Here is a 20,937-nt window from a genome sequence, read left to right on the forward strand (position 1 = left end):
CGCGGCCTCCGTTGACGAGCCCGTCCCCCTTCGACAACACGAGGTGCCCCCATGCCAACTCCCCGATCACGGCCGGCCGCCGCGGTGGTCCTGGCCGCCGCCCTGGCGGCCGTGGGCCTCGGCCCGGCCGCGTCCCCGGCCGCGGCCGCCACCGTCCCCGTAGGAGCCGGGAGTTACTCCGACACCCGGCCGGCGGGCACGACCGGCCCCACGACCAACACCGGCGCGCCGGTCACCCCGAAGGTCACGCAGGCCGCCAAGGGCAGACCCGTACCCACCAACGACTGGTGGTCCTCCCTCGCCTTCCAGCGCTACGGCGACAACCCGTACTCCACGCCCATGTACGGCCACCCGCTCACGTACCAGGCCGTCTCCGGCGGACTGGAGGTCGGCTACCCGACCAGCCCCGCCGTCGTGGGCGAGGGCCGCCAGTACGAGTACGCGCACAAGCGCGACCTCACCCTCGGCCTGAGCGGGCTCAACTCGCCCGACACCAAGGCCGACGCCTGGTCGGACTGGACGGTCACCCCGTACTGGTCCGACGGCGCCCGCACCCTGCGGACCACCATCGGCCACGGCATGCCCTTCGTCTACGCCCAGGGCTCCGGCGGCAACGCCCAGATCACCACCGCGGCCACGCCGACCGTCTTCTCCGACCAGGGCAACACCCTCGGCATCACGGTCGGCGGACACCACTACGCCCTCTTCGCACCGACCGGCAGCGACTGGAACATCTCCGGCACCACGATCACCGCCGGCCTCGGCGGCAAGGACTACTTCTCCCTCGCCGTACTGCCCTCCACCGACGCGCTCGCGACCTTCCGCACGTACGCCTTCAGCTTCGTTACCGGATCGCAGGTCGACTGGAGCACCTCCGGCGGCACGGTCGGGGCCACCTACAAGCTCACCACCGAGGCCAAGGAAGGCACCGAACGCGGCACCCTCCAGGCCCTCTACCGCCACCAGTGGCTGAACACCACCGACGCCCTCACCCCGTACACCTACGTCTCCCCCCGCGGCACCATGAAGGTCCGGGAGAGCGCCTCCTTCACCACCCGTCAGAAGGCCGCCCCGGTCCTGCCCGCGCTGCCGAGGACCAGCGCGGTCGACACGTCCCGGCTGCGCACCCACCTGTCCGAGGTCGCGAACTCCTCCGACCCGTTCTCCGGGGCCACGGACACCTACTGGACCGGCAAGGCGCTGGGCAAGCTCGCCCAACTGGTGCCGCTCGCCGACCAGATCGGTGAGACCGCGGTCCGCGACAAGCTCGTCGGCCTGCTCAAGGGCCGTCTGCAGGAGTGGTTCACCGCGGGCGGGGCGAGCGAGTTCTCGTACGACAGGGACTGGAAGACCCTCACCGGCTACCCCGCCTCCTACGGCAGCGACGCCGAGCTCAACGACCACCACTTCCACTACGGCTACTACGTGTACGCCGCCGCGATCGTCGCCCAGTACGACGCCTCCTGGGCCGCGGACTCCGCCTGGGGCGGCATGGTCAAGGCCCTGATCCGCGACACCGCCAACCCGAGCCGCACCGACAGCGCCTTCCCGTTCCTGCGCGGCTTCGACGTCTACGCCGGGCACAGCTGGGCCTCCGGCCACCAGGGCTTCGCCGCCGGCAACAACCAGGAGTCCTCCTCGGAGTCCACCAACCTCAGCGCGGCGCTGGTCCTGTGGGGCTCGGCCACCGGCAACACCGAGCTGCGCGACCTCGGCAGCTACCTGCTCGCCACCGAGGGCGAGGCGATCGCCCAGTACTGGTTCGACGCCGACCAGCAGGTCTTCCCCGGCTCCTTCACCCACGACACGGTCGGCATGGTGTGGGGCAGCGGCGGTGCGTACTCCACCTGGTGGACCGCCAACCCGGAGGAGATCCACGGCATCAACGTCCTGCCCGTGACCGCGGGCGGCTCCCCGCACCTGGCCGGGCACAAGGACGCGATCCGGCGCAACATCGCGGAGATGGAGCGCGAGAACGGCGGTCCCGCCGTCGAATGGCGCGACATCCTCTGGGAGTTCCAGTCGCTGGCCGACCCGGCCGGCGCGAAGGCGAAGTGGGACGCCGGTCACGCCGGATACACCCCGGAGCAGGGCGAGTCCAAGGCGCACACCTACCACTGGATCACCACCCTGGACGCGCTCGGCGCCCCCGACCCCTCGGTGACCGGCGACCTGCCCACGTCCGCGGTGTTCAGCAAGAACGGCGCCCGCACCTACGCCGCCCACAACCACGGTTCCACGGCCCGCACGGTCACCTTCTCCGACGGCAAGACGCTCACCGTGCCCGCGCGTTCCACCGCGACCGGGACCGGCACCGACCCCGGCGGCCCGGACCCCGAGCCGCCCACCGGCAACACCTTCCAGCTGCGCTCCGGCGGCGCCCTCACCACGGCCACCGGCGGCACGCCCGTCAGCGACACCATCCCGTCGGCCGAGGGACGCAACCACGACGGCACCCCGAACAAGCCGCTCGTCTACGAGGCCAAGGGCGTCAACGCCACCCTCAAGCCGGGCGCGTCCACCACGTTCCGCCTCCCGGTGGACGCCCGTACCACCGTCGGCCTCGGCCAGCAGGCGCGTATCAGCTACGACCTCACCGGCGACGGCACCTTCGACCGGACCGAGACGTACCGGTACTTCGCCACCGATCCCGTCACGGGCTGGGAGGAGTACAACCAGACCCGTGGCCTGAAGGCCGCGACAGGCACCCTCGGAAACCTGAGCGGGGGAACGGTACGGCTGGAGGTCTGGAGCGCCATCGGCAACGGGAGCGCGCTGCTGCGCACCGGCGGTGACACGTCCGTGGTGGTCATTCCCTACGAGTGACGCACGCGGCGGCCTCCGGCAGGTGACGGCGGCGGGCGCGGGGTTCCGGCCCCGCGCCCGCCGTTTGCCGTCCGCTCCTGCCTCGTGCGCCGAGGGCGGTGACGCGCACGCTCCGGCCGCCGGCACCGGCCCGGCAGCCCTGGCCGGAGCGTCCGTCAGCGCCGGGCGCCGCTCGTCAGGCCGAGGCCCGACGGACCAGCGTCGTCCGGGTGATCACGGAAGCGGGCACCTCCTCGCCGGGCGCGTCGAGCAGACGCATCAGCAGCTTGACCATGATCCGGCCCATGCCCTCGATGTCCTGGCGGACCGTGGTGAGCGCCGGCTCCGCGGCCCGGACCACGGAGGCCATGTCGTCGAAGCCGACCACCGCGACGTCCTCGGGCACCCGCACCCCCCGCTCGCGCAGCGTGCGCAGCGCGCCCAGAGCCATCGAGTCGTTGGAGGCGAAGACCGCGTCGATCCCGGGACGCCGGTCCAGCAGCTCGCCCATCGCGCGGGCGCCGCTCTCCTCGGTGAAATCGCCCTCGCACAGCAGCAGCGGATCGGCGTCGACCAGGACATCGCGGTAACCGTCGATCCGGTCCATCGCCGAGGTCTGGTCGCGGGGGCCCGTGATGTGCGCGACGTGCCTGCGGCCCAGGCCGACGAGATGACGCACCGCGTCCCGGGCACCGCCGCGGTTGTCGCAGTCCACCAGCGGAATGCCGAGGTGTTCGCTCCCCGCCGGTCGGCCCCCGAGCACCGCCGGCACTCCGGTCCGGGCGATCAGGGACGGCAGCCGGTCGTCGTGGAGGGAGAAGGCGAGCGCGCCGTCGACGTGCCCGCCCCCCAGATAGCGTGCGATCCGCTCGTGGTCCTCGGGGCCCTCTGCCCACAGCAGCACCAACTGCGCGTCGTGCGCGGTCAGTTCCCGGCTGATCCCCCGTACGTGCTGCTTGAAGAAGGGATCGGCGAACACCCGGAACTCGGGCTCCGCGATGATCACGGCGACAGCGCCGGTACGCCGGGTGACCAGGGTGCGGGCCGCGTGGTTGGGCACGTAGTCCAGTTCCTCGACCGCCCGGCGCACCCTGTCGGCCAGCGCGGGCCGCACTCCCGCGCCTCCGTTGACGACCCGGGAGGCCGTCGCACGGGAGACGCCGGCGCGCGCGGCGACGGCTTCCAGCGTGGGACGAGGCCTCACGGTCTGCTCCGACACGGTGGGCGCTCCTTTTGTGTGCGTCTGCGATGGATCTGGCGACTGTTCTGCCATGAATCCGTGTGTCCCACGATAGACGCAGGCGATTGCGTGCTGAGAGCGCTTCCATGGCGGCGCGCACGAGGGTGTCCCCGGTGGGCTGCGGCCGGAAGGAGTCGCGGTGCGGTGAAGCGGGCGGAGAGTCGTCCTCGTCGCCGCCGTCCGGGGCGGCGACGAGGACGAGCCGACGGGCTACCTCTGGCGGGTCATCCCTGAAGGATCAGCCCCGCTCAGCCGTCCACGTGGATGTGGCGGAGCGGGTAGAACTGTCCCGACAGGGACTGGTACTTGCCGAAGTGCTGCACCTTCACGTCACCCGGAGTGGGCTCGTAGCTGAACCAGCCCGAGTGGTTGCCGGTGCTGACCCAGCTCGCTTCAGTGTTGAACGTCGGCTCCACGTCGAGGTCGCCCACGCCCTTGAAACAGCGGCTCCACCCCATGAACTTGGTGAACTTCAGCTGATCCTTGTCAGTGGTGCACTGGACCTCGGTGAGCGCCGCCTGCTGACCGGCGTGGGCCGGAGCGGCGACGGTCAGGGATGCGGCAGCCAGTGCGGCGGCCACAGCGGCCTTGGCCGCGAACGGTATGCGCATGTGAAACCCCTTGTAAGTGAGGGAATTGGACCACCTCATACTGCTTCGCGCACCGTCGGCGGTGATGGTCCGTGACCGCTAGATGCCAGCCTTCCGAGGCAGGGAGCAACTGGCTGCCACCGGCTGACCGGGCGCTGCGGCTCTTCCAGCGGTACTCCCTCCCGCCCCGCTGCCCTCTCTCCGGCGTCAGCGTCCTCAAGATGACGGAAGCAGCCCACCTGCGGCCCGTCGCGGACGACGCCGAGCAACAAAACCAGGTCGACGAAGAGCAGTGCGGCCCCCGATCATGCGTCCATGCCCCTGAGAGAGACCCTTGCCCGAGTCGATGCGGATCTGGCTGCCGGCCGGGTCCCCATCGCGCGCCAGCGCTTGCGCGGTCTGGTCTCGTCCTTCCCGTACGACCTGACGCTCCGCCGGCGTCTGGCCGAGGTGTACCGGCTCTACGGCGACGCCGCCGAGGCCGGACGCTGGATGTACCTCGAAGAGGACCGCGATGCCGGCGAGACCGCCGCCTTCGAAGCGCGGTACGAGTCTCCCGGGTGGCGGATGAAAGCCCTTGCCTGGCGCGGCCCCGAGACGATGGCTGCCACCGCCTTCGCGGAGGGGCAGCTGGCCGCGGTGCGGACCGCCTGCGCCGAGGAGCTGGGGCACCCCGTCGACTGGGACGACCCCGCCTCCTACCGGGACGGCCTGGAAAGGTACGAGGGGTCCTCCGAGCCGTGGTCGTTCAGCGGTGTGCTGGCGGGCGTCGGCTGCCTGGTGGGGGCGCTTGCGTTCCTTGCGATCTGGGTGAACGGGGTCGTTGCTCTCTTCGGCTGACTCAGGTCACCGGGTCGCGGTGTGCGTCGCCGACCGCGAGGCCGTCGATCAGGTCTGTACTACCTGGCGACCGAGGCCGAGCTGACCGTCGCCGAGCTCACGAAGGAGGGTGTGAAGGGAGACGGCGACATCCACGTCGGCACCATGCACCGCTTCAAGGGGCTCGAATACCAGAGGCTCGCCATCGTCGGTGCCCGCGACGGCGTCGTCCCCCGCGCGTCCGTCGTCCAGCGCTACCGCGACACGGACCCCCGGCGCCTCGCCCGCGAGGAACTGAAGGCGCGGTCACTGCTGTTAGCCGCGGCCACTCGCGCCCGCGACACCCTGCGGATCAGCTGGTACGACAGGCAGAGTCCTTACCTGCCCAGGTAGGGGTGTGCGAGAGCCCTGCCGTCCTTGATCGGGCGGCAGGGCTCACGGTTGACGCACGACCGTCAGGCCTCTCCGACGAACCCGGCCCACGCTTCACGTGACACACGGATGACGGGTCCGGCCATGGCCTTGGAGTCCCGGATGTGTACGACTCCCGTATCGGCCGCGACCTCGACGCACTGGCCACCCTCGGCTCCGCTGTAGCTGCTCTTGAACCAAGCGAGGCCGGAGGCTACGGCTGAGGACTCAGAGCTTCTCATAGCGATCTCAGCAACCTTTCCACGAAGTCGAACGACTCTCGGGATGGGAGAGCCTGCGATCGGATGATCCCATAGCGGGCGGCGGCGAGAGTCGTCTGCTCCGGCTCGGTTTGAAGGGCGCTGGTTCCTTGAACTTCGGTGTAGACGAACCTCGTTCCGTCCTTGCGTGTGATCACCGTGAACGCGCCGTCTACCCCGGCGTTGTACTCGCGCTCTGTTGGCATGACTTGCAGCTCGACATTCTGCTTTTCACCGATCAGGAGCAGATGTTCCAACTGACCCCGATGCACGGCCTTGCCTCCCCAAGGGTGCCGCAGTGCCGCTTCTTCGAGTACGAAGCTCAGCAGAGGCGCGGGCCACCGGTTGAAGATGTCCTGCCGGGCCAACCGGGCCGCCACCCGTTGCTCGACGGTCTCCTGGTCCAAGACCGGGCGCCGCATGTCGAGTACGGCCCTCGTGTACTCCTCCGTCTGCAGCAGACCGTTGAGAACGTGGGTGTCGTACGCAAGCAGCTCAAGGGCCTCCTTCTCCAGCGTCGCCATCCCCTGGAAGAACACCGGATACTGAGCCCGCTCCACCTGCTCCTTCCACACCGTCAGCAACCCGCCCGCGTCCAGAACCTCGTCGGCACGCTCGATCGTCCTGGGTGAGGGGATCCGCCGCCCCTGCTCGTACGACGCGACCGTGGACGCCGAATACCCGATCCGCCGCCCGAACTCCTCCCGCTCCAGCCCCGCCCGTACCCGCAGCGTCTTCATCGTCTGCCCGAACGCGACGACCACGGCCTGGCCGGACGTGTCCGCCGTCGCCTGGCCCGCGTCGTCCGCCACCACGGCGTCGGCCCCTTCGCGTGCAACCTCGGTCATCGCTACCGCCTCCCTGACCCAACGCCGCCCCGGCGGCCTCGTCACGCCGCGCGTCTCGTACCCGTACCGCCCCAACGCGTACAACGGGCCGCGTCGGTGCGTCACCGCTGGTCACGCTACGCGACCGAAGACACCGTTGTCGGCATGACGAGCCAACTCCCCAGCCCCATCAGCGCCTCCGAACCCGACTGTCTCAGCGGCGACTGGAACCGCACATTCGAGATGCGTTTCACCTCCACCCCACGGGGCGCCCGCCTCGCCCGCCGGCTGGCCGCACACCGGTTGGACGCCTGGGGAATCCCCTACGGCACCGGCCCGCACGAGGAGATCGTGCTGGTCGTCGGTGAGCTGACCGCCAACGCGGTACGGCACGGTCACGTCCCCAGCCGGGACTTCCATCTGCTCCTGCACGCGAGCGAACACGCCCGCACGGTCAGGATCGAGGTCACCGACACCCGTACGGAACGCACACCACCCGAACCGGACGCGCTGCCCGCCCCCGACCCGGAGGACACCAGCGGCCGAGGGCTGCTGCTGGTCGCGGGTCTCGCCACCCGCTGGGGCTGGCACCGACGGCCGGGAGGTCCGGGCAAGACGGTCTGGGCGGAGTGCGTGCGCGCAACTCCCGTGTGAGCTCGGGACCGCGGTGGAAGGGTCGGGCGGGACGACCCCCTGTGGAACCCGGCCCTCGCCGTCGCTCTCGCCGAGCGCGGTGTCCGGGTCGAGGAGGAAACGGTGCTGAACGACCTGCTCACGGACCTGGGCGTGTGGGCTCGCCGAGGCGCGTCCCCGTGCACCACCTCGCCTGATACCGGAACGTCGGCCTGCCTCGCGACTCCGCCAGGTGACCGTGCCGTTCCGTTGCGTGAGACACCTGCCTCCGCAGGGTGACGAGAACCGACCGCCGGGTGAGCGGCTCTGTGAGGGCGCGCACAGGGCTCACGTCACACGGGGCCGGGGTTAGTAGACGCTCGACGGCCGCTTGCCCCCGTGGTCGCCAGCCGTCCGGGCGGTCACGCGGCCGGTCTGCGATGCGGCGTAGTAGGTCACACACTTGTCGCGGCGCCGGAACGTTCCGCAGTGTGTTCGGCGTACCGGGGAGCCGAGCGCCGGACCGGGACGGGGAAAGCCCGTCCGGGATCCAGACACCGGCCCTGATGACGCGAAGACGCGTCCCACGCGGACACCGCGTCGCCGACCCCCCGTCGGCCTCCCCATCACGTTCCCGAATGGAGAGGTACACCCATGCACGCCCTCATGCGCCGCCCCCACATCCGCAAGTCCGCCGTGGCCTCCCTCGCCGCCGCGGGCGCCGCCGCCGTCAGCCTCACCCTCGTCCCGAGCCCGGCGCACGCCGCCGAGCCGGCCAAGGCCTCCACCGCGCAGACCCAGGTTCAGACCGACAAGATCGAGGCCATCGTCAAGGCCGGCGAGAAGAAGCACGGCGACGACCTCGACGGCTGGATCCGCACCGCCCTGGACGTCATGCACGCCAAGAACATCCCGGGCACCTACGAGGGCGTGCACCGCAACATCATGCGCGAGTCGTCCGGCAACTCGAACGCGCAGAACAACTGGGACGTCAACGCCCAGAACGGCATCCCCTCGAAGGGCCTGCTCCAGACCATCCAGCCCACCTTCGACGCCTATCACGTCAAGGGCACGAAGGACTCCATCACCGACCCGGTCGCCAACATCGTCGCCGCCTGCAACTACGCGGCCGACAAGTACGGCTCCATGGACAACGTCGACTCCGCCTACTGACCGGCGGACCCACCGACCGCCTGAGCCCCCGGGACAACCGGTCCCGCGCGGAGGCCGGCGGGGCCCAGGCAGCACGGCGGGGCCGGAGGGACGACACGTCCTCCGGCCCCGCTCGCGTCGCATCCCGTGCGGGGCACCTCAGGCCGGGCGGGGTTGCGGGTGCTGACCGACAACGCCTGGCCCTGCCGCAAGAGCTGGGCCCGGCGCGATGCTCTGGCCGAGCTCGGCCAGAACGGCAGACCGACCCGCGCCTACCGCCCGCAGACCGATGACAAGGCCGAACGCTTCAACCGCACGGGGATGCGCACCACCCCTTCTTGGAACCGTCAGATGTCCCGGGAGAGACCAGCCGGCGCGGTGACCTGAATCGTTCATGCGGCAACTCGGCTGGCGCAGGCGCTTGCTCCTGTCGCGCAGACGCTCACGCTGCTGTACGCGGCGCTGCGACGGAGACATGGTGAAGCATCCGGCCAGCAGTTCGTACAGCGTCACGGCCGTGTCCTCGGTCAGGACGGCCGCTTCCGCGGGCCGGCGGAACATCTCGGCGATGGAGTCGGCGGATTCGGGGACCATGCGCAACAGCAGCGGGGGGATCTCCTCGACCGGGTCCCCGGCGGGGTGTCGCTCATGTCTACCTCAGCAGGTGTGCCGGTCGTGCCCATGGGCATGGGTTCGGAGCCCGTCGTGCGAGATGTCCCGGACCTCGTGGGGGAGACGGGCGACAGAACGGGCAGGACCCCGCCTCTTCGGTGTGATTCCTGCCCGTTCCTTCAGCGGCTGGCCGGCTAGTCGTCCTCGTAGAGGTTCTCCGGCAACAGGTGGCGTGCGACGTGAAGCAGCCGCTCCACCCGGTGCGGCGTGGTCTCCACTTCCTTCAGGAGCCAGTAGGCGAAGAGGGCGCTGTCCAAGGACCGGCCCGAGAGCACCTCCTCGTACAAGGACCAGACTCCGGCCCGAACAGCTTCCAGGCATGCTTCGGCAAGGTCCTCGTCGTCCACGATGACGAACGACCAAAGCAGTTCCAGGAAGTGACGACGAGCAAACGGAGAGATGCTCCCATCCGTTAGACCAGCCATCAGGACCCGGGCCACCGGCACTACGGTCTCCGTCGCCCAGCTCTCCTGGAGGACGTGGAACTCGATGTTTCTGGGTCTGGCTTCCTCCGACGTCCGGGCACGGGCCATCCGCAGCAGTTCTTCCGGGACATGTTCCGCAGATCCGCACCTGCGGCACGGCAGCGTGGACCAGTCGTAGAGGCCCAGCTCCAACTCCATGACGTTCATGACGTCCACCTCATCAGAAGAACTGGTGCCACCAGACACCGCCCTCTTCCGGCACGACGTCCGATACGAACTGGAACGGAGAAACGTAGTCCACTTGGCACTGCCTGCACACAGGCTTCACCTCGGCTACGCGGACACCGTCTTTGACGCTCACGGTGTACGCGACAGTGAAGCGCACCTTCGTCGGGTCGCCGCCGAGCGCGTGCACGACATTGCCCTCGGCGCAGTAGCTGGGCCCGGGCTTGCAGCCGCCGGACTGGGCAAGAGCGATGTCCCCTGTCTCGATGTTGTAGCCGCCTACGTACGTCTTCGCCGCCTTCCTCTTCGAGTAGTTCTTGATGGCGAAATCGACGACCTTGGAGGAAGCCTCCTCCATCTGCCCGGCGTGGGACCAGCCCGATGGTGCCTGGTGGATCTCCAGCGCCGGATTGCTCTTGCCGCCGATGCCCCGCGTGCTGACGCGCGGTACCGGGACGGCCCTCGGCGCCACTTTCGGTTCCGTCTTCTTGGTGGCCCCGGCAAAGAGCCTTCCGAGTGCGCCCTTGACGAACTTGGTGATCGTCCCGCTGTTCGACGCCGCCTTGGCACCCGTGCCGACGCCGGCGGCGCCCGGGATGAAGGGGGTGAGGAACTTGGCGACCCAGTACGCGACCTTGTACCAGGCACCGGACTGGTCCGGCCCCCGGAGGGTCTTGTAGACGCTGATGAGCCCCTTGCCCGCGCGGTCGTTCTTGATCTTCTGGGCGTTGCCGTTCGTCCAGCCGAAGCGGTCGGTGACCGTGTAGACGCCCTCGGCGAGGTCGTAGTAGCCGTCGACGACGCCGTTCTTGGCACCGGCCCCTATCTGCTTGACTTTCTTGACGGTGTTGTCCCACCACTTCCACTGGCCGTTGCTGTCGCTGAAAGTGACCGGCGAGTTCTCGGTGTACGCGTAGCCGTTGAGCTGCTGCGGATCCGTGAGGTCCATCACGGGGTCGACGCTGAGGAAGCGGCCCGTCGTGGGGTCGTACTCACGGGCGCCGAGATGGGTCAGCCCGGTGTCGGACGTGTCGTCGGTTCCGCCGACGAAGCCCTTGCCGCCGGCCCAGGCCGTCGGTGCCGTGCCCCGGACGCCCCCGAAGGGAAGGGTGCGGCGCTGGGTCAGCCTCTGGGTGGCGGCGTCGACGGCAAGCTGTCCGGTGCCCTGGTGGTCGGCGAGCGTGAAGGTGATGCTCCCGTCGTCGGACTTGACGGCCTGGTGGCCTCCGCCGAGCGGGGTGTGGCGGATCGCCTTCGGCTTGTCGGCCCCCTTGGCGAGGGTGAGCTCGGTGTGACCGAGGTACAGCGTGGTCGTCGAGCCGGTGCGGCTGATCAGTCGGTTGCCGTCGGTGCCGTAGAGGTACTCGGTGACCTTGCCGGCCTCCGTGACCTTGGCCAGGTGACCCTCGGCGTCCCACTCCAGCTTCTGGTCACCGCGGGTCGTGGTGTTGCCGGTCGCGTCGTAGCCGTAGGACTCCTTGGCGGTGGTGCCGTCGGGGCGGCGTGTGGTGACCGACGTCAGACCGTGCGGGTGGGCGCTGCCCGGCGTCGGGTAGGCGTAGGTCCGCTCGGTGTCCTTGCCGCTGTCTCCCGAGAGGTCGTGCAGGGTCTCGGTGAGACGGTTACCGGTCTTGTCGTAGGTGTAGGACTGCCAGTACGGTGCCGGGCCGCCGACGGTCGCACCGGACGGAGCGTCGGCGCAGGTCTTGTCGCCCTGTGTCCATGCCCCTGTCAGCCGCTGCAGGTAGTCGTAGGCGAAGCACTGGGTGTCGGTGCCGGAGCGGGAGGTGTCCGAGACGGACAGGATGTTGCCCGTCTCGTCGTAGCGGTAGGAGTTGTACCGGTCGACGCCGTTCACGTCCTGCCGGTCCACCCGTGAGGTGGCGAGCCGCTGGGTGCCCCACTCGTAGGTGTTGGTGACCTGAACCGGCTTGGCCCCGGCGGCGGTGCCGTACATCTTGTACTGCAGCGGCTTGCCGGTCTTGGAGTAGTTGGTCTCCGATGTGAAGCCATCGCCCAGGAGCGAGACGGGCCGAAGGGTCTCCGGCTCGTACGTGTAGGAGTAGCCGCCGCCCGGCAGCGCGCCGGCCGCGGAGTAGCTCACGCCCCTGATCAGACCCGAGGGCAGGTAGGAGGTGCCTGTCTGGTAAGTGCCGGCGAGGCCGCCCTCCCGCTCGGGCACGACCACCTCGGTCCTCGCCGGCCGATAGAGCCGGTCGTACTGGGTGACCTTGGTGGTGTACTCGGCGCCGTCGACGTACCGCGTGGCCTCGGCGAGGAGGCCCTTGGCTCCGCTGACGGTGTCGTACGTCCACTTCATCCGCGGGGTGCCGGTGACGGACTCCTCGCGCAGCTCGATCTGACGGTCGAGGCCGTCGTAGACGTGTGCGAGGACGGTGTCGCGGGAGTCCTTCGTGGTGGTGAGCAGACCGCGGTCGTCGTAGGTGCGGACCGTGGTGCCGCGGTCGGGGTCGTCGGTCCGTGTCTCACGGCCGCGCTGGTCGTATCCGTAGCTCCAGGTGTTGCCGGCCGGGTCGGTGACCTTCTCCAGTTGGCCCCTGGCCGTGTAGTCGTACGTGGTGGTGTCGTAGGCGGCGTCAGCGTTGCGGGCGTGGTGCTGACGCAACTCCGTGACAAGGCCGCGGGGGTCGGCTATCGCGGTGGTGGCGGTTCCGCCCTCCGGCGGGATCACCGTGGTGCGGTCACCGCCGTAGATCGTCCTGGTGATGCCGAGGACGGTGCCGCCGTCCCCGTTGCCGGCGACGTCCCGGGTCTCGGTCTCCCGGCCGAGCCCGTCGTAGGTGTTCCAGCTCTGAGTCTCCACAGCGAAGGCGTCAGCCGGCTCGAACAGGATGCGGTTCGGGGCGGACTCGTCGTTGTAATACGGCGCGAACGTCTTCGCCGCCAGACCGCGCTCGTCGTAGAAGACGTCCGTGAGGATGCGGCCGCCGTCCGGGCCCGGCTCCTGCGTCTGGCGCTCACGCAGGAAACCGTCGTAGATGACGTACGAGGCACGCTGTCCGCCGTTGTTGTCGAGGGTCCGGGTGCGGATCGCGACCGGCTTGCCCTCGTCGGTGAAGTAGGTGAACTCGTAGCTGGGGGTCTGGCTGGTGCGCCGGTCGGGCAGCCAGATCCTGCTCGACCGGCCGAGCGCGTCGTAGGTGAACTCGGCGCGCTTGCCGTTGGGGTCGATCTGCGCCGACGGCCGGCCGCGCAGCGGCTCGAACTCGGTCACCGTGGACTGGGCCGTCGACGCGGAACCGGGCTTCGCGGGCGGGGTCGTCTCGGTGAGTTCGGTGGGGAAACCGCTGGCGGGGCTGTAGGCGGTGGTGGTCGTACGGCCGTCCTTGCGGGCCGTGCGGACGAATTGGCCTGCGCCGGTCACCGTGACGTCCGCGGTCAGATCGGTGGTGGTCAGCCGGCGGCCGTAGGAGTCGAAGGTCGCCTTGGACTCCAGGTAGGTGGCCTTGGTGCCGTCGTGGCTCTTGAGCGTCGCGGACGCAGTGGCGTCGCCCTTGGTCGCGGCGTCGCCGTACTCTCCGCCGTCGTAGGCGGTACGGACGTCGGAGATGACGTCCTTGGCCCGGTCCGGGGTCCGGGAGCAGGCGCCGACAACGGTCTCCTCCCGTGACCGGAGCGTGAGGTGGTCGCCCGGCACGTAGGTGATGCGGGTGCAGCGGTCGTCGGCTGTCGTGGTCGTGTCACCGAGGTCGTGGACCTGGGTAACGCGGCCGGCCACGGTGTCGAGCACCGACTCGGTCGCCGTGGTCGCCCACTTGGCGCCGGTGCCGCCGTCCAGGGACGTCCAGGACGCGGTGTGGGCGGTGCCGGTGAGATCGGCGGTGACGGTGCCCCAGTCGCGGACCTTCTTGGCCGTCTCATGGTGCCACGGCCGGCTGACGGTCTTCGACAGGACCTTTCCGCCGACGCCCGAGTAGGTGACGGTCTTGTAGGCGAAGCCTGCCGCCGACGCGTGGTCGGTAATCGGGTCGCCCTCACCGCTGCCAAGGGAGATGGAAACCTTTTTGGTGCCGCCCGAGGCTGACTCGCGGTCGCCGTCCATGCCGCGCAGGAAGTAGGTGTCCTGCTGTGACTTCAGCGCGGAGGCGCCACCCTGGCCGCCGGACTTCACGCGGACGTGGCCGTAGCCGCGCCACTGTGACCACGTCTTGTGCTTCTGCCTGGTCAGCCCGTCGTCATCGTCGTAGTGCCAGGCGGCGCCGTCCAGGTACTCGTACGTCGTCACGCCGTCAGGAGCGCCGCCCGTGCGATCGGTCATGGTCGTCGAGGTCACGACGTACTTGTTGAACCACTGCCGCTCCGGCGCGTCGTTTGAGTCGCCGCCGACGAACTGCGGGTAACAGCGGGTGGTGTTCTTCTCCGGTGTCGGCAGTGCGTCCCAGGAACAGGCGGGACCCGAGTAGTTGATTTCGGTTTGGCCGCCGTACTCGTCGACAACGGTGGACAGCCGCTCCTTGATGAACGGGGCGTAGCCGTCACCAACCCTGTCGAGGCGGTTGGCCAACTGGGTGTAGGCGAAGGTGGTCTTCGGCAGGGTGATCGCCGGTGTCGCGGAGTGGCCGGTGTGCTGGACGGAGTCCAGCAGCAGCTGGTAGTCGACGTCCGCCTGGCCCCAGCGGTGGGTGAGCGCCCAGGAGTCGACCTTGGTGGGGGTGTCGCCCTTGAGGACCGTGGTGGTGATGCCGGTAAGCCGCTTACGGGTGAAGAACACCGGAGACAGCCGGCCCTGGTCGCAGTCCTTGCCCACCTCGCAGTTGAGGTCCCAGGGGGTGTCGTACCAGTAGAAGGCGTCCTTGCCGATGTCCGAGCAGTCGGTCCTGCTGTCCGGCAGGCAGCGCTCGGAGGTCGTGAAGTCGACCGTGGCGAGCGGTTCGGTGCCGTACACGGAGTCGGACTTCAGGCCGTACTCGATGCGGTCCAGGGAACCGCCGCGCACATAGCGGGTGTTGTCCTTGGCCTTGAGGTTGCGGCCGTAGGAGTTCTTCTCCTGGTCGTAGTAGTAGGCGACCGCGTTGCCGTGAGGGTCGACAACGTAGTCGAGGTTCCAGCGCCATGCCTGCTGGCACCAGGAGCCGGCGAAGGCCGTCTCGTGGCAGGGCTCGCCGGTGTCGTCACCGAAGACCGGGACAGTCCAAGTGGAGTCGGTGGTCTCCTTGCCGTCCGCCCAGCCGGGCAGACGGTTGTAACCGAAGTAGTAGCGGACGCCGTTCGGGTCGGTCAGGCGCCAGTACTCGCCGTCGTTGTCGCCGTTGCCCCGGTCGGTGGCGCGCAGCCGCTTGACGCGGCTGCCGTCGTCCTGCTTGAACTTGAACTCGTCGTCACCGGCGGGGACGAGTTCACCGCCCTTGCCGTTGAAGGTGATGAAGGCGTTGTCGTAGCCCCAGCACAGATCACCCGGTTTGTTGCCGTCGGCGTCCTTGACGCCGTCGTCGTAGCACGGTTTGTAGCGGCGCTCGATGAAGCCGGACCACAGGTCGAAGCCGTCGCCGGCCCAGGAGGACTGGTTGTTGGTGGTGCCGGTCTGGCCGTCGATACGGCCGGAGTTGTACGACAGGCCGAGGTCGGGAGTCAGTCCGCCGGGCACGTCGGGCACCGGTATGTCGTACGACCACGTGAAGTCGCCGGTGTTGAGGTCGGTGTCCCAGGTCGCGGACGAGGACAGCTTCGTGGCGGTGTAGTCGCCCTTGCCCGCGGTCTCCTCGGCGGCGGCGACGGCCGCGAGGACCGTCGGCCCCGAGGAGCGCAGGGACACCTCGGCCGCGGTCAGGGTCTGCCGCTCGGCGTCGTTGACCGTCTCCACCGGCGTCTCGGTGCGGCACTCGGTCTTGCCGGGCTCGTCGAGGACGCACGTAGGCAGCTCGACCAGTGTGAGCCGGGAACCGTAACCGCCGCCGTACGCCTCGGCGAAGGAGGAGTAATCGAGGGAAGTAGCGACGGTACCGGGCCGGTCGGCCGGGTCACCGGCCGCCTCAAGGGTGACGAGCACGCCTTCCACACCGGCACGCTCGGACGCGGAACGGCCCAGGACCTGAACGTCGACTCCGTCCTGAGCCGTATCACCGCGCGCGGACCGCGCGGTCGGCTTTCCCGCGGTGGCGGCTGTCCGCGATGCCGAGCCGGACTCGCGACCTGAACCGGTCACGCTGACGATCGCGGCGCCCTCTTCGGGCCAGGTGGCCTCCGGACGCCTCTGCGGTGTCCTGGGCCCCTTGGAGACGGCCCGGGCCTCGCCGGTGCGGACGTCCTTGCCCTTGACCGACTTCTCTGCCGGGGGAAGACCGGGCAGGTCACGTCCGGCGACCGGGGCCGCCGTCGCCACGGTGGCCTGCAGCGCCGTGCCCACCATGGTGGCGGCCAGGAACAGTGCCACTCTTCGCCGGACTGCCGTATGCAGTCGCGATCTGGATGTTCGACACATGGGTGATATGAGTCCTCGTGGGTGATCCGGGCCCGCTCCGAAGGAGCGGGCCCGGGAGGAAAGGGAAACGGAAGGGCGGCGCGAGGTCAGCCGACGCCCGGCACCTCGGTCGGAAGGTCGAACCAGGTGACGGCGAGCTTTCCGATCTGCTCGTCGCTCAGCGCACCCTGGAAGGTCCACACGTCGTCGATCAGGCCGGGGAAGTACTCGCCCCACGTTCCGTCGGTCTTGGCGCGGCCGACTTGGAGGGACTTGGTCGCCTTGAAGGCGAGGGTGTTCTCGGCCCAGGAGGCGTGGTCCGTGCAGGTCTCGCCGTCGTCCTCGACGGCGCAGGTGATCTCTTGGAGCGTTCCGTTGACGTACAGGCGGGCTTGTCCGGTGAAGCCGTCGTAGGCCACGGCCAGGTGGTTCCAGTCCCGCGCGTCGTAGAACTCGCTGTTGGCCATGCGTACGACCGTCGCGTTCGCGCCGTCCTTGTCCGGCACCGCCAGTTCCCAGTGGCCGAGGCCCTCCGGGTCAGCGGGGTCCGGTACGAAGCGGACGGTGAAGGCGCTCTGCGTGGAACCCTCGGCACTGACCAGCGCGACACCGCTCTGAGGTAGCGCGGCGGCCTGTGCCCAGGCAGTGACGGTGTAGCTGGCACCGGTGTCGACCGGTACGGGCGTCGTGGCCGCATGGCCGTCGATGCCGTCCAGCTGCAGGCCCCCGAAGTCGATGAAAGCCGTGTCCGACTTCGTCGCGCCCCCGTACAGCGTGAGCGCACCGGCCCCGGGCACCGCGTTCGGGGTGGTTACCGGACTGGTCCCGGCGGTCTCCTCGAACATCCACCGGCTCTCGACCAACGGACGCCGCTGGAACAACTGGCGGACCTCGTCGTCGGAGACGGCACGGTCGTAGAGCTGTACGTCGTCGATGTCACCCATGAGCGGAGAGCTCACCTGGCCGTCCGGCTTGAGGCCGCTGCCGATGCTGAGCGGCCCCTCGGACGACCAGCGGTGGGGGAAGGGGGTGGTGGCCTGCAGGACGCCGTTGACGTAGAGCAGGAGCCGGGAGGTGTCGGCGTCGTAGACACCGACCACGTGGTTCCATTCGCCGAGCCGGCCGGCCGCGCAGTTGGTGTCGGCCGGGCAGGCGGAGTGAGTGGCGCGGACCAAGGGCGCGCCGGTGGTGTCGTTCTCGGGCCGGGTGAAGACCCATCCGCCCAGCGCGGAGGAGTGGTACAGCTCGAAGCTGCGCCGTGTGGTGCCGAGTTGGGAGACGGCGATGGTCGCCGTGGGAGCCTTGTCCCGGGGCAGGCGTACCCACGCCGAGACCGCGAAGCTCTGGAACGTGTCCAGTACCGGCCGTCCGGTCGTGGCGTGGTCGTCGACGCCGTCGAACGACACCGCGCGACCGTCGACTCCGTCGGTTCCGGACGTGGCGCCACCCTTGAGCGTGGCGTCGGCGCGCTGGCCCCGCCCGATGACGGAGGTGGCAGCGGCGTCCTCGTCCAGGGGCCAGACCAGTTTGGCGGGTCGGCCGGTGCCGACCGGCTCACGGTTGGCCAGGTCACCCACCTGGGCGTCGGTGAGCTGGTAGTCGAACAGCTGGACCTCGTCCAGGCCGCCCTGGAAGAAGCTGCCCATGGTGCCGTAGTGGGACGCCGCACCCAGGATGGTCCTGCCGCGGGCGTCCCACGGTCCGGTGAAGGCCGCCGTGCCGGCCAGTTCGCCGTCGACGTACAGCCGCAGCTGCTGGTTGGGATTGTCGAACACGCCGGTCAGATGGGTCCAGACGCCGAGCCGGCCGTTCTCGCACGCCGTGTCCCCGCTCGGGCAGGCGGGCTGCACCGCGCGCACCGTCGTGGTCCCCGGCGCGTCGGTGGTGTGCCGCAGGAACACCCAGCCGCCCAGCGCCGAGGAGTGGTAGATCTCGAAACCGCTGGTTTCGTGCCCGGCCTGGGACACGGCGACGGCCGCGGTGTCCGGCTTGTCGGTGGGCAGCTTGGCCCACAGGGACACCGAGAAGCTCTTGCCAGTGTTCAGCACCGGTGAGACGGTGGCCGCGTGGTCGTCGACGCCGTCGAGCTGCAGTCCGCTGCCGCTGACGCCGTCCGCTCCGGGCCGTGCGCCGCCGCTCAGTCCGGCGGGCCAGGCGCCGCCCTGCCCCTGGACGTTGGCGGCCCCCGCAGACTCGTCGAAGTTCCAGCTCAGCCGGTCCGGCTGGCCGGCGCGGACCCGGAACTGGTAAGTGCGGACCTCGCTGCCATTGCCGGCGGTGTCGAATGCCTGGGCGGTGATGAAGTTGACGCCGGGCCTGGTCGGCATGAACTTCATCGTCTTCGCGCCGCCACCGGAGGTGGTCAGCGTGCGCTTGGCGGTCGGGTCGCCGTTGATGCCGAACCAGTACTTGGACACGTCGCCGGAAGCCGAATCGATGGTGAAGGTGCCGTACCGCCCCACGCCGTCCAGCCACGGATCCTGCGGATCCTCCGGGTCGGAGGGCGGGTACTGGCCCGAGGTGATCGACGGCGCCTTGGGGACGCTGGTGTCGTAGAAGAAGTAGCAGCCCGTCGGGTCACCCGCAGGTGACCATGGCGAGTACTGGGCTCCGTCGTAGGCACGCACGTACCAGTGGACCTGCTTGTTCTGCGGAACGCCGGCCGGCAGACTGATCGAGAAGCTGGACCCGGACTTCTTGTACGAGGTCAGGGCCGGCTTCCACCGCGCGATCAGGCCCTTGCCGTCCCCGGTGTCCCACTTCCCCTCGAACTGCACCGCGACGTTGTCGCCGTCCGGGTCGGTGACGTTGTTCGCATAGACCTTGCCCAGGGTGCGCACCCTCGCCGCGTCGGCGGGCTTCTTGCACGTGCCGCCGTACTCCATCGCCAGCTGCGACATCCTCACCTGCGGCGGCGGCCGGTTGTACTTCACCCGCAGATAGGCCTTGTCCGAGAACCGCTTCCAGCCGTGACCGTCCGACTCGCTGGCCGCCCGCAGCCCGAACGTCATTGTCGCGCTCTTGCTGTTGGCGGCCGCCTGCACCGCCGACCTCACATCGAACTCCGCGTCCTTGGCCGCACAGCCCGAGTAGCCGTAGGCGAACGATCTTGACGCCAGTTCCTTGATCCAGAAACCGGCGGCTTTCTGGCTGTTCCACGTCGTCGACGACGAGATGCCCTTGGTCTGCCACAGCTCCACCGACCGTGCCGAGCAGGATGCCGACCAGGTGTTGCGGACCACGAACTGCGCCGACAGAATCGACTTCCCCGCGAACGCCGAAGTCGGGATTCGATAGAACAAGCGTTTGGTGTCGTACGGCTTGCAATACGACCAGTTGCAGTAGCCCAGACCGGCGTCCGACTTGCCGTTGAACTTCCACTGCGGCGAGGACGCCCAGTACTCCGATGCCATCGTCCACGCCGACGCCTTCGGCGTATACCACTGCGGGTCGATGTAGACGGGATAGGTCGTGTCGGCCCCCCTCAGCACGTCGACGTCCGGGGTCAGCACCAGTTCGTCCCGCGCGGCCGTCACCTCCACGCCGACCGGCGCGAGCTTGCCCGACTCTCCCGCGTCCGGCTCACCGTCCCCCTCGGCCTGTGCTGTGTCCGCCGCGGCCCGTGCCCCGGATGCGGCAGCGCGCGACGCCGTGGAGGCGGCTTCCTGCTCGCCGGTGCTGGAGTCCCACATCATCGGCTTCGGCGCCTCGAACACCGCACCGGCAGCGCCCTTGTCGACGGCCGTCAGCCCGCCCTCGTCGGTCTCACGCACCTCCAGGCCCGACGCCGACAGCTTCAACCGCAGCTCGGCCAGTTCTTCACTCGCCGCGGCCTCGGCCGTCTTCACCACCAGCAGCTGGGTGAAGCCGTCCTCCTGCGCGGTCATCCGCAGATCCACATCCGGCAGCACCGACGGATACGTCGCCACCGCCCCCGCCAGCCGGGGCTCCGGCAGTGGAGTCGGCCACCCCAGACTCAACTCACGGCCGGCACGCCGCATCCGCACCAACGGCGCCGCCGTGCCGCCCCCGGAGAACTGCACGTCCACCGTCACGGCCTTGGGCGCGACCGTTTCCTCACCCGTCACCACCAGGTCGGTGTCCACCCGCTTCCAGCCGTCCTGACCACGGGCCCAGACCGGACGCAGATACTCCCGCGCCTCCAGATGCCCCTCCGGCGTGGCGAACACCTCGCGGGACTCCCCGCGCCGGGCGGAGACCTCCACCGGCTCACCGGTGCGCTCGGCCTCGGCCAGCGCATCCGACTCCGACACACCACCCGTGGCCGTGGGAGCTTCCGCACTCCGTGGCGCGGTCGGCACGCCGGCCACGGCCTCACCCCCCAGGGCAGGGATGATCCCCACGACCAACGTCACACTCAGTAGCGCCCCGACGCTCCTGCTCCCGCGCCACAATCGGGTCCACATCCTCACTACATCCCGTCCATAGCATTCTCACAGCCGTCTCACGAAATTAAGAAT

Annotated in this window: 12 protein-coding genes and 1 pseudogene; 6 read left to right on the top strand and 7 right to left on the bottom strand. The window is 69.4% G+C overall.

Translation table 11 applies throughout. The features are described from left to right. The first annotated feature begins 51 nt into the window (after positions 1–51). A complete protein-coding gene (locus tag ACP4J0_RS08510) occupies positions 52–2,826 on the top strand; it encodes a glycosyl hydrolase (RefSeq protein ID WP_426597997.1) in 2,775 nt (924 codons plus the stop codon). Between the two features lie 175 nt (positions 2,827–3,001). On the opposite strand, the gene ACP4J0_RS08515 is transcribed toward ACP4J0_RS08510, so the two are convergent. Both ACP4J0_RS08515 and ACP4J0_RS08520 read right to left on the bottom strand, forming a co-directional pair. Beyond that, a complete protein-coding gene (locus ACP4J0_RS08515) occupies positions 3,002–4,024 on the bottom strand; it encodes a LacI family DNA-binding transcriptional regulator (RefSeq protein WP_426597998.1) in 1,023 nt (340 codons plus the stop codon). A 269-nt stretch (positions 4,025–4,293) separates the two neighbouring features. Further along, positions 4,294–4,656: a hypothetical protein gene (locus ACP4J0_RS08520; RefSeq protein WP_426597999.1), complete on the bottom strand. Its 363-nt coding sequence runs from the start codon at positions 4,654–4,656 to the stop codon at positions 4,294–4,296. A 294-nt stretch (positions 4,657–4,950) separates the two neighbouring features. Between ACP4J0_RS08520 and ACP4J0_RS08525 the strand changes: the two genes are divergently transcribed. After that, positions 4,951–5,475, top strand: a complete 525-nt coding sequence (locus ACP4J0_RS08525) for a DUF6584 family protein (protein WP_426598000.1) — start codon at positions 4,951–4,953, stop codon at positions 5,473–5,475. Between the two features lie 21 nt (positions 5,476–5,496). Continuing rightward, positions 5,497–5,847 carry a 3'-5' exonuclease gene (locus ACP4J0_RS08530; protein WP_426598001.1) on the top strand — a complete coding sequence of 117 codons (351 nt, stop codon included), beginning with the start codon at positions 5,497–5,499 and terminating at the stop codon, positions 5,845–5,847. 62 nt (positions 5,848–5,909) lie between these two features. On the opposite strand, the gene ACP4J0_RS08535 is transcribed toward ACP4J0_RS08530, so the two are convergent. Further along, entirely contained in the window at positions 5,910–6,107 is a 198-nt protein-coding gene (locus ACP4J0_RS08535) for a DUF397 domain-containing protein (RefSeq protein WP_426598002.1), read from the bottom strand. After that, on the bottom strand, positions 6,104–6,973 hold the full coding sequence (locus ACP4J0_RS08540) for a helix-turn-helix domain-containing protein (RefSeq protein ID WP_426598003.1): 870 nt from the start codon (positions 6,971–6,973) through the stop codon (positions 6,104–6,106). Before ACP4J0_RS08540 ends, ACP4J0_RS08535 begins: the two co-directional genes overlap by 4 nt. A 144-nt stretch (positions 6,974–7,117) precedes the next feature. On the opposite strand from ACP4J0_RS08540, the gene ACP4J0_RS08545 reads away from it, so the two are divergent. From ACP4J0_RS08545 to ACP4J0_RS08555, 3 genes and pseudogenes are all read left to right on the top strand, one after another. Then, positions 7,118–7,606, top strand: coding sequence for an ATP-binding protein (locus ACP4J0_RS08545; protein WP_426598004.1), 489 nt, complete (start codon positions 7,118–7,120; stop codon positions 7,604–7,606). Between the two features lie 612 nt (positions 7,607–8,218). Continuing rightward, positions 8,219–8,737, top strand: coding sequence for a transglycosylase SLT domain-containing protein (locus ACP4J0_RS08550; RefSeq protein WP_426598005.1), 519 nt, complete (start codon positions 8,219–8,221; stop codon positions 8,735–8,737). Positions 8,738–8,893: 156 nt separating this feature from the next. Next, positions 8,894–9,034: pseudogene (locus tag ACP4J0_RS08555) on the top strand (IS481 family transposase); the annotation flags it as partial. 488 nt (positions 9,035–9,522) lie between these two features. Here ACP4J0_RS08555 and ACP4J0_RS08560 read toward each other — a convergent pair. The 3 genes from ACP4J0_RS08560 to ACP4J0_RS08570 form a co-directional block, all read right to left on the bottom strand. Continuing rightward, a complete protein-coding gene (locus ACP4J0_RS08560) occupies positions 9,523–10,020 on the bottom strand; it encodes a hypothetical protein (protein WP_426598006.1) in 498 nt (165 codons plus the stop codon). 13 nt (positions 10,021–10,033) lie between these two features. Further along, the gene (locus ACP4J0_RS08565) at positions 10,034–16,405 is read right to left on the bottom strand and encodes an RHS repeat-associated core domain-containing protein (RefSeq protein WP_426598021.1); all 6,372 of its coding nucleotides are present in this window, start codon (positions 16,403–16,405) and stop codon (positions 10,034–10,036) included. Positions 16,406–16,563: 158 nt separating this feature from the next. Continuing rightward, positions 16,564–20,883 (bottom strand): LamG-like jellyroll fold domain-containing protein, encoded by a 4,320-nt coding sequence (locus tag ACP4J0_RS08570; RefSeq protein WP_426598007.1) that lies wholly within the window; start codon positions 20,881–20,883, stop codon positions 16,564–16,566. Positions 20,884–20,937 lie beyond the last annotated feature (54 nt).

Origin of the sequence: Streptomyces sp. WG7, assembly GCF_049975785.1 — a bacterium.
Taxonomy (GTDB): domain Bacteria; phylum Actinomycetota; class Actinomycetes; order Streptomycetales; family Streptomycetaceae; genus Streptomyces.

Bases quoted from the DNA above. Each gene is read 5' to 3' on its own strand.
- ACP4J0_RS08525 (WP_426598000.1), top strand. From the start codon at position 4,951: ATGCCCCTGAGAGAGACCCTTGCCCGAGTCGATGCGGATCTGGCTGCC.
- ACP4J0_RS08510 (WP_426597997.1), top strand. From the start codon at position 52: ATGCCAACTCCCCGATCACGGCCGGCCGCCGCGGTGGTCCTGGCCGCC.
- ACP4J0_RS08540 (WP_426598003.1), bottom strand. From the start codon at position 6,973: ATGACCGAGGTTGCACGCGAAGGGGCCGACGCCGTGGTGGCGGACGAC.
- ACP4J0_RS08560 (WP_426598006.1), bottom strand. From the start codon at position 10,020: ATGAACGTCATGGAGTTGGAGCTGGGCCTCTACGACTGGTCCACGCTG.
- ACP4J0_RS08550 (WP_426598005.1), top strand. From the start codon at position 8,219: ATGCACGCCCTCATGCGCCGCCCCCACATCCGCAAGTCCGCCGTGGCC.
- ACP4J0_RS08545 (WP_426598004.1), top strand. From the start codon at position 7,118: ATGACGAGCCAACTCCCCAGCCCCATCAGCGCCTCCGAACCCGACTGT.
- ACP4J0_RS08570 (WP_426598007.1), bottom strand. From the start codon at position 20,883: ATGTGGACCCGATTGTGGCGCGGGAGCAGGAGCGTCGGGGCGCTACTG.
- ACP4J0_RS08535 (WP_426598002.1), bottom strand. From the start codon at position 6,107: ATGAGAAGCTCTGAGTCCTCAGCCGTAGCCTCCGGCCTCGCTTGGTTC.
- ACP4J0_RS08565 (WP_426598021.1), bottom strand. From the start codon at position 16,405: ATGGTGGGCACGGCGCTGCAGGCCACCGTGGCGACGGCGGCCCCGGTC.
- ACP4J0_RS08520 (WP_426597999.1), bottom strand. From the start codon at position 4,656: ATGCGCATACCGTTCGCGGCCAAGGCCGCTGTGGCCGCCGCACTGGCT.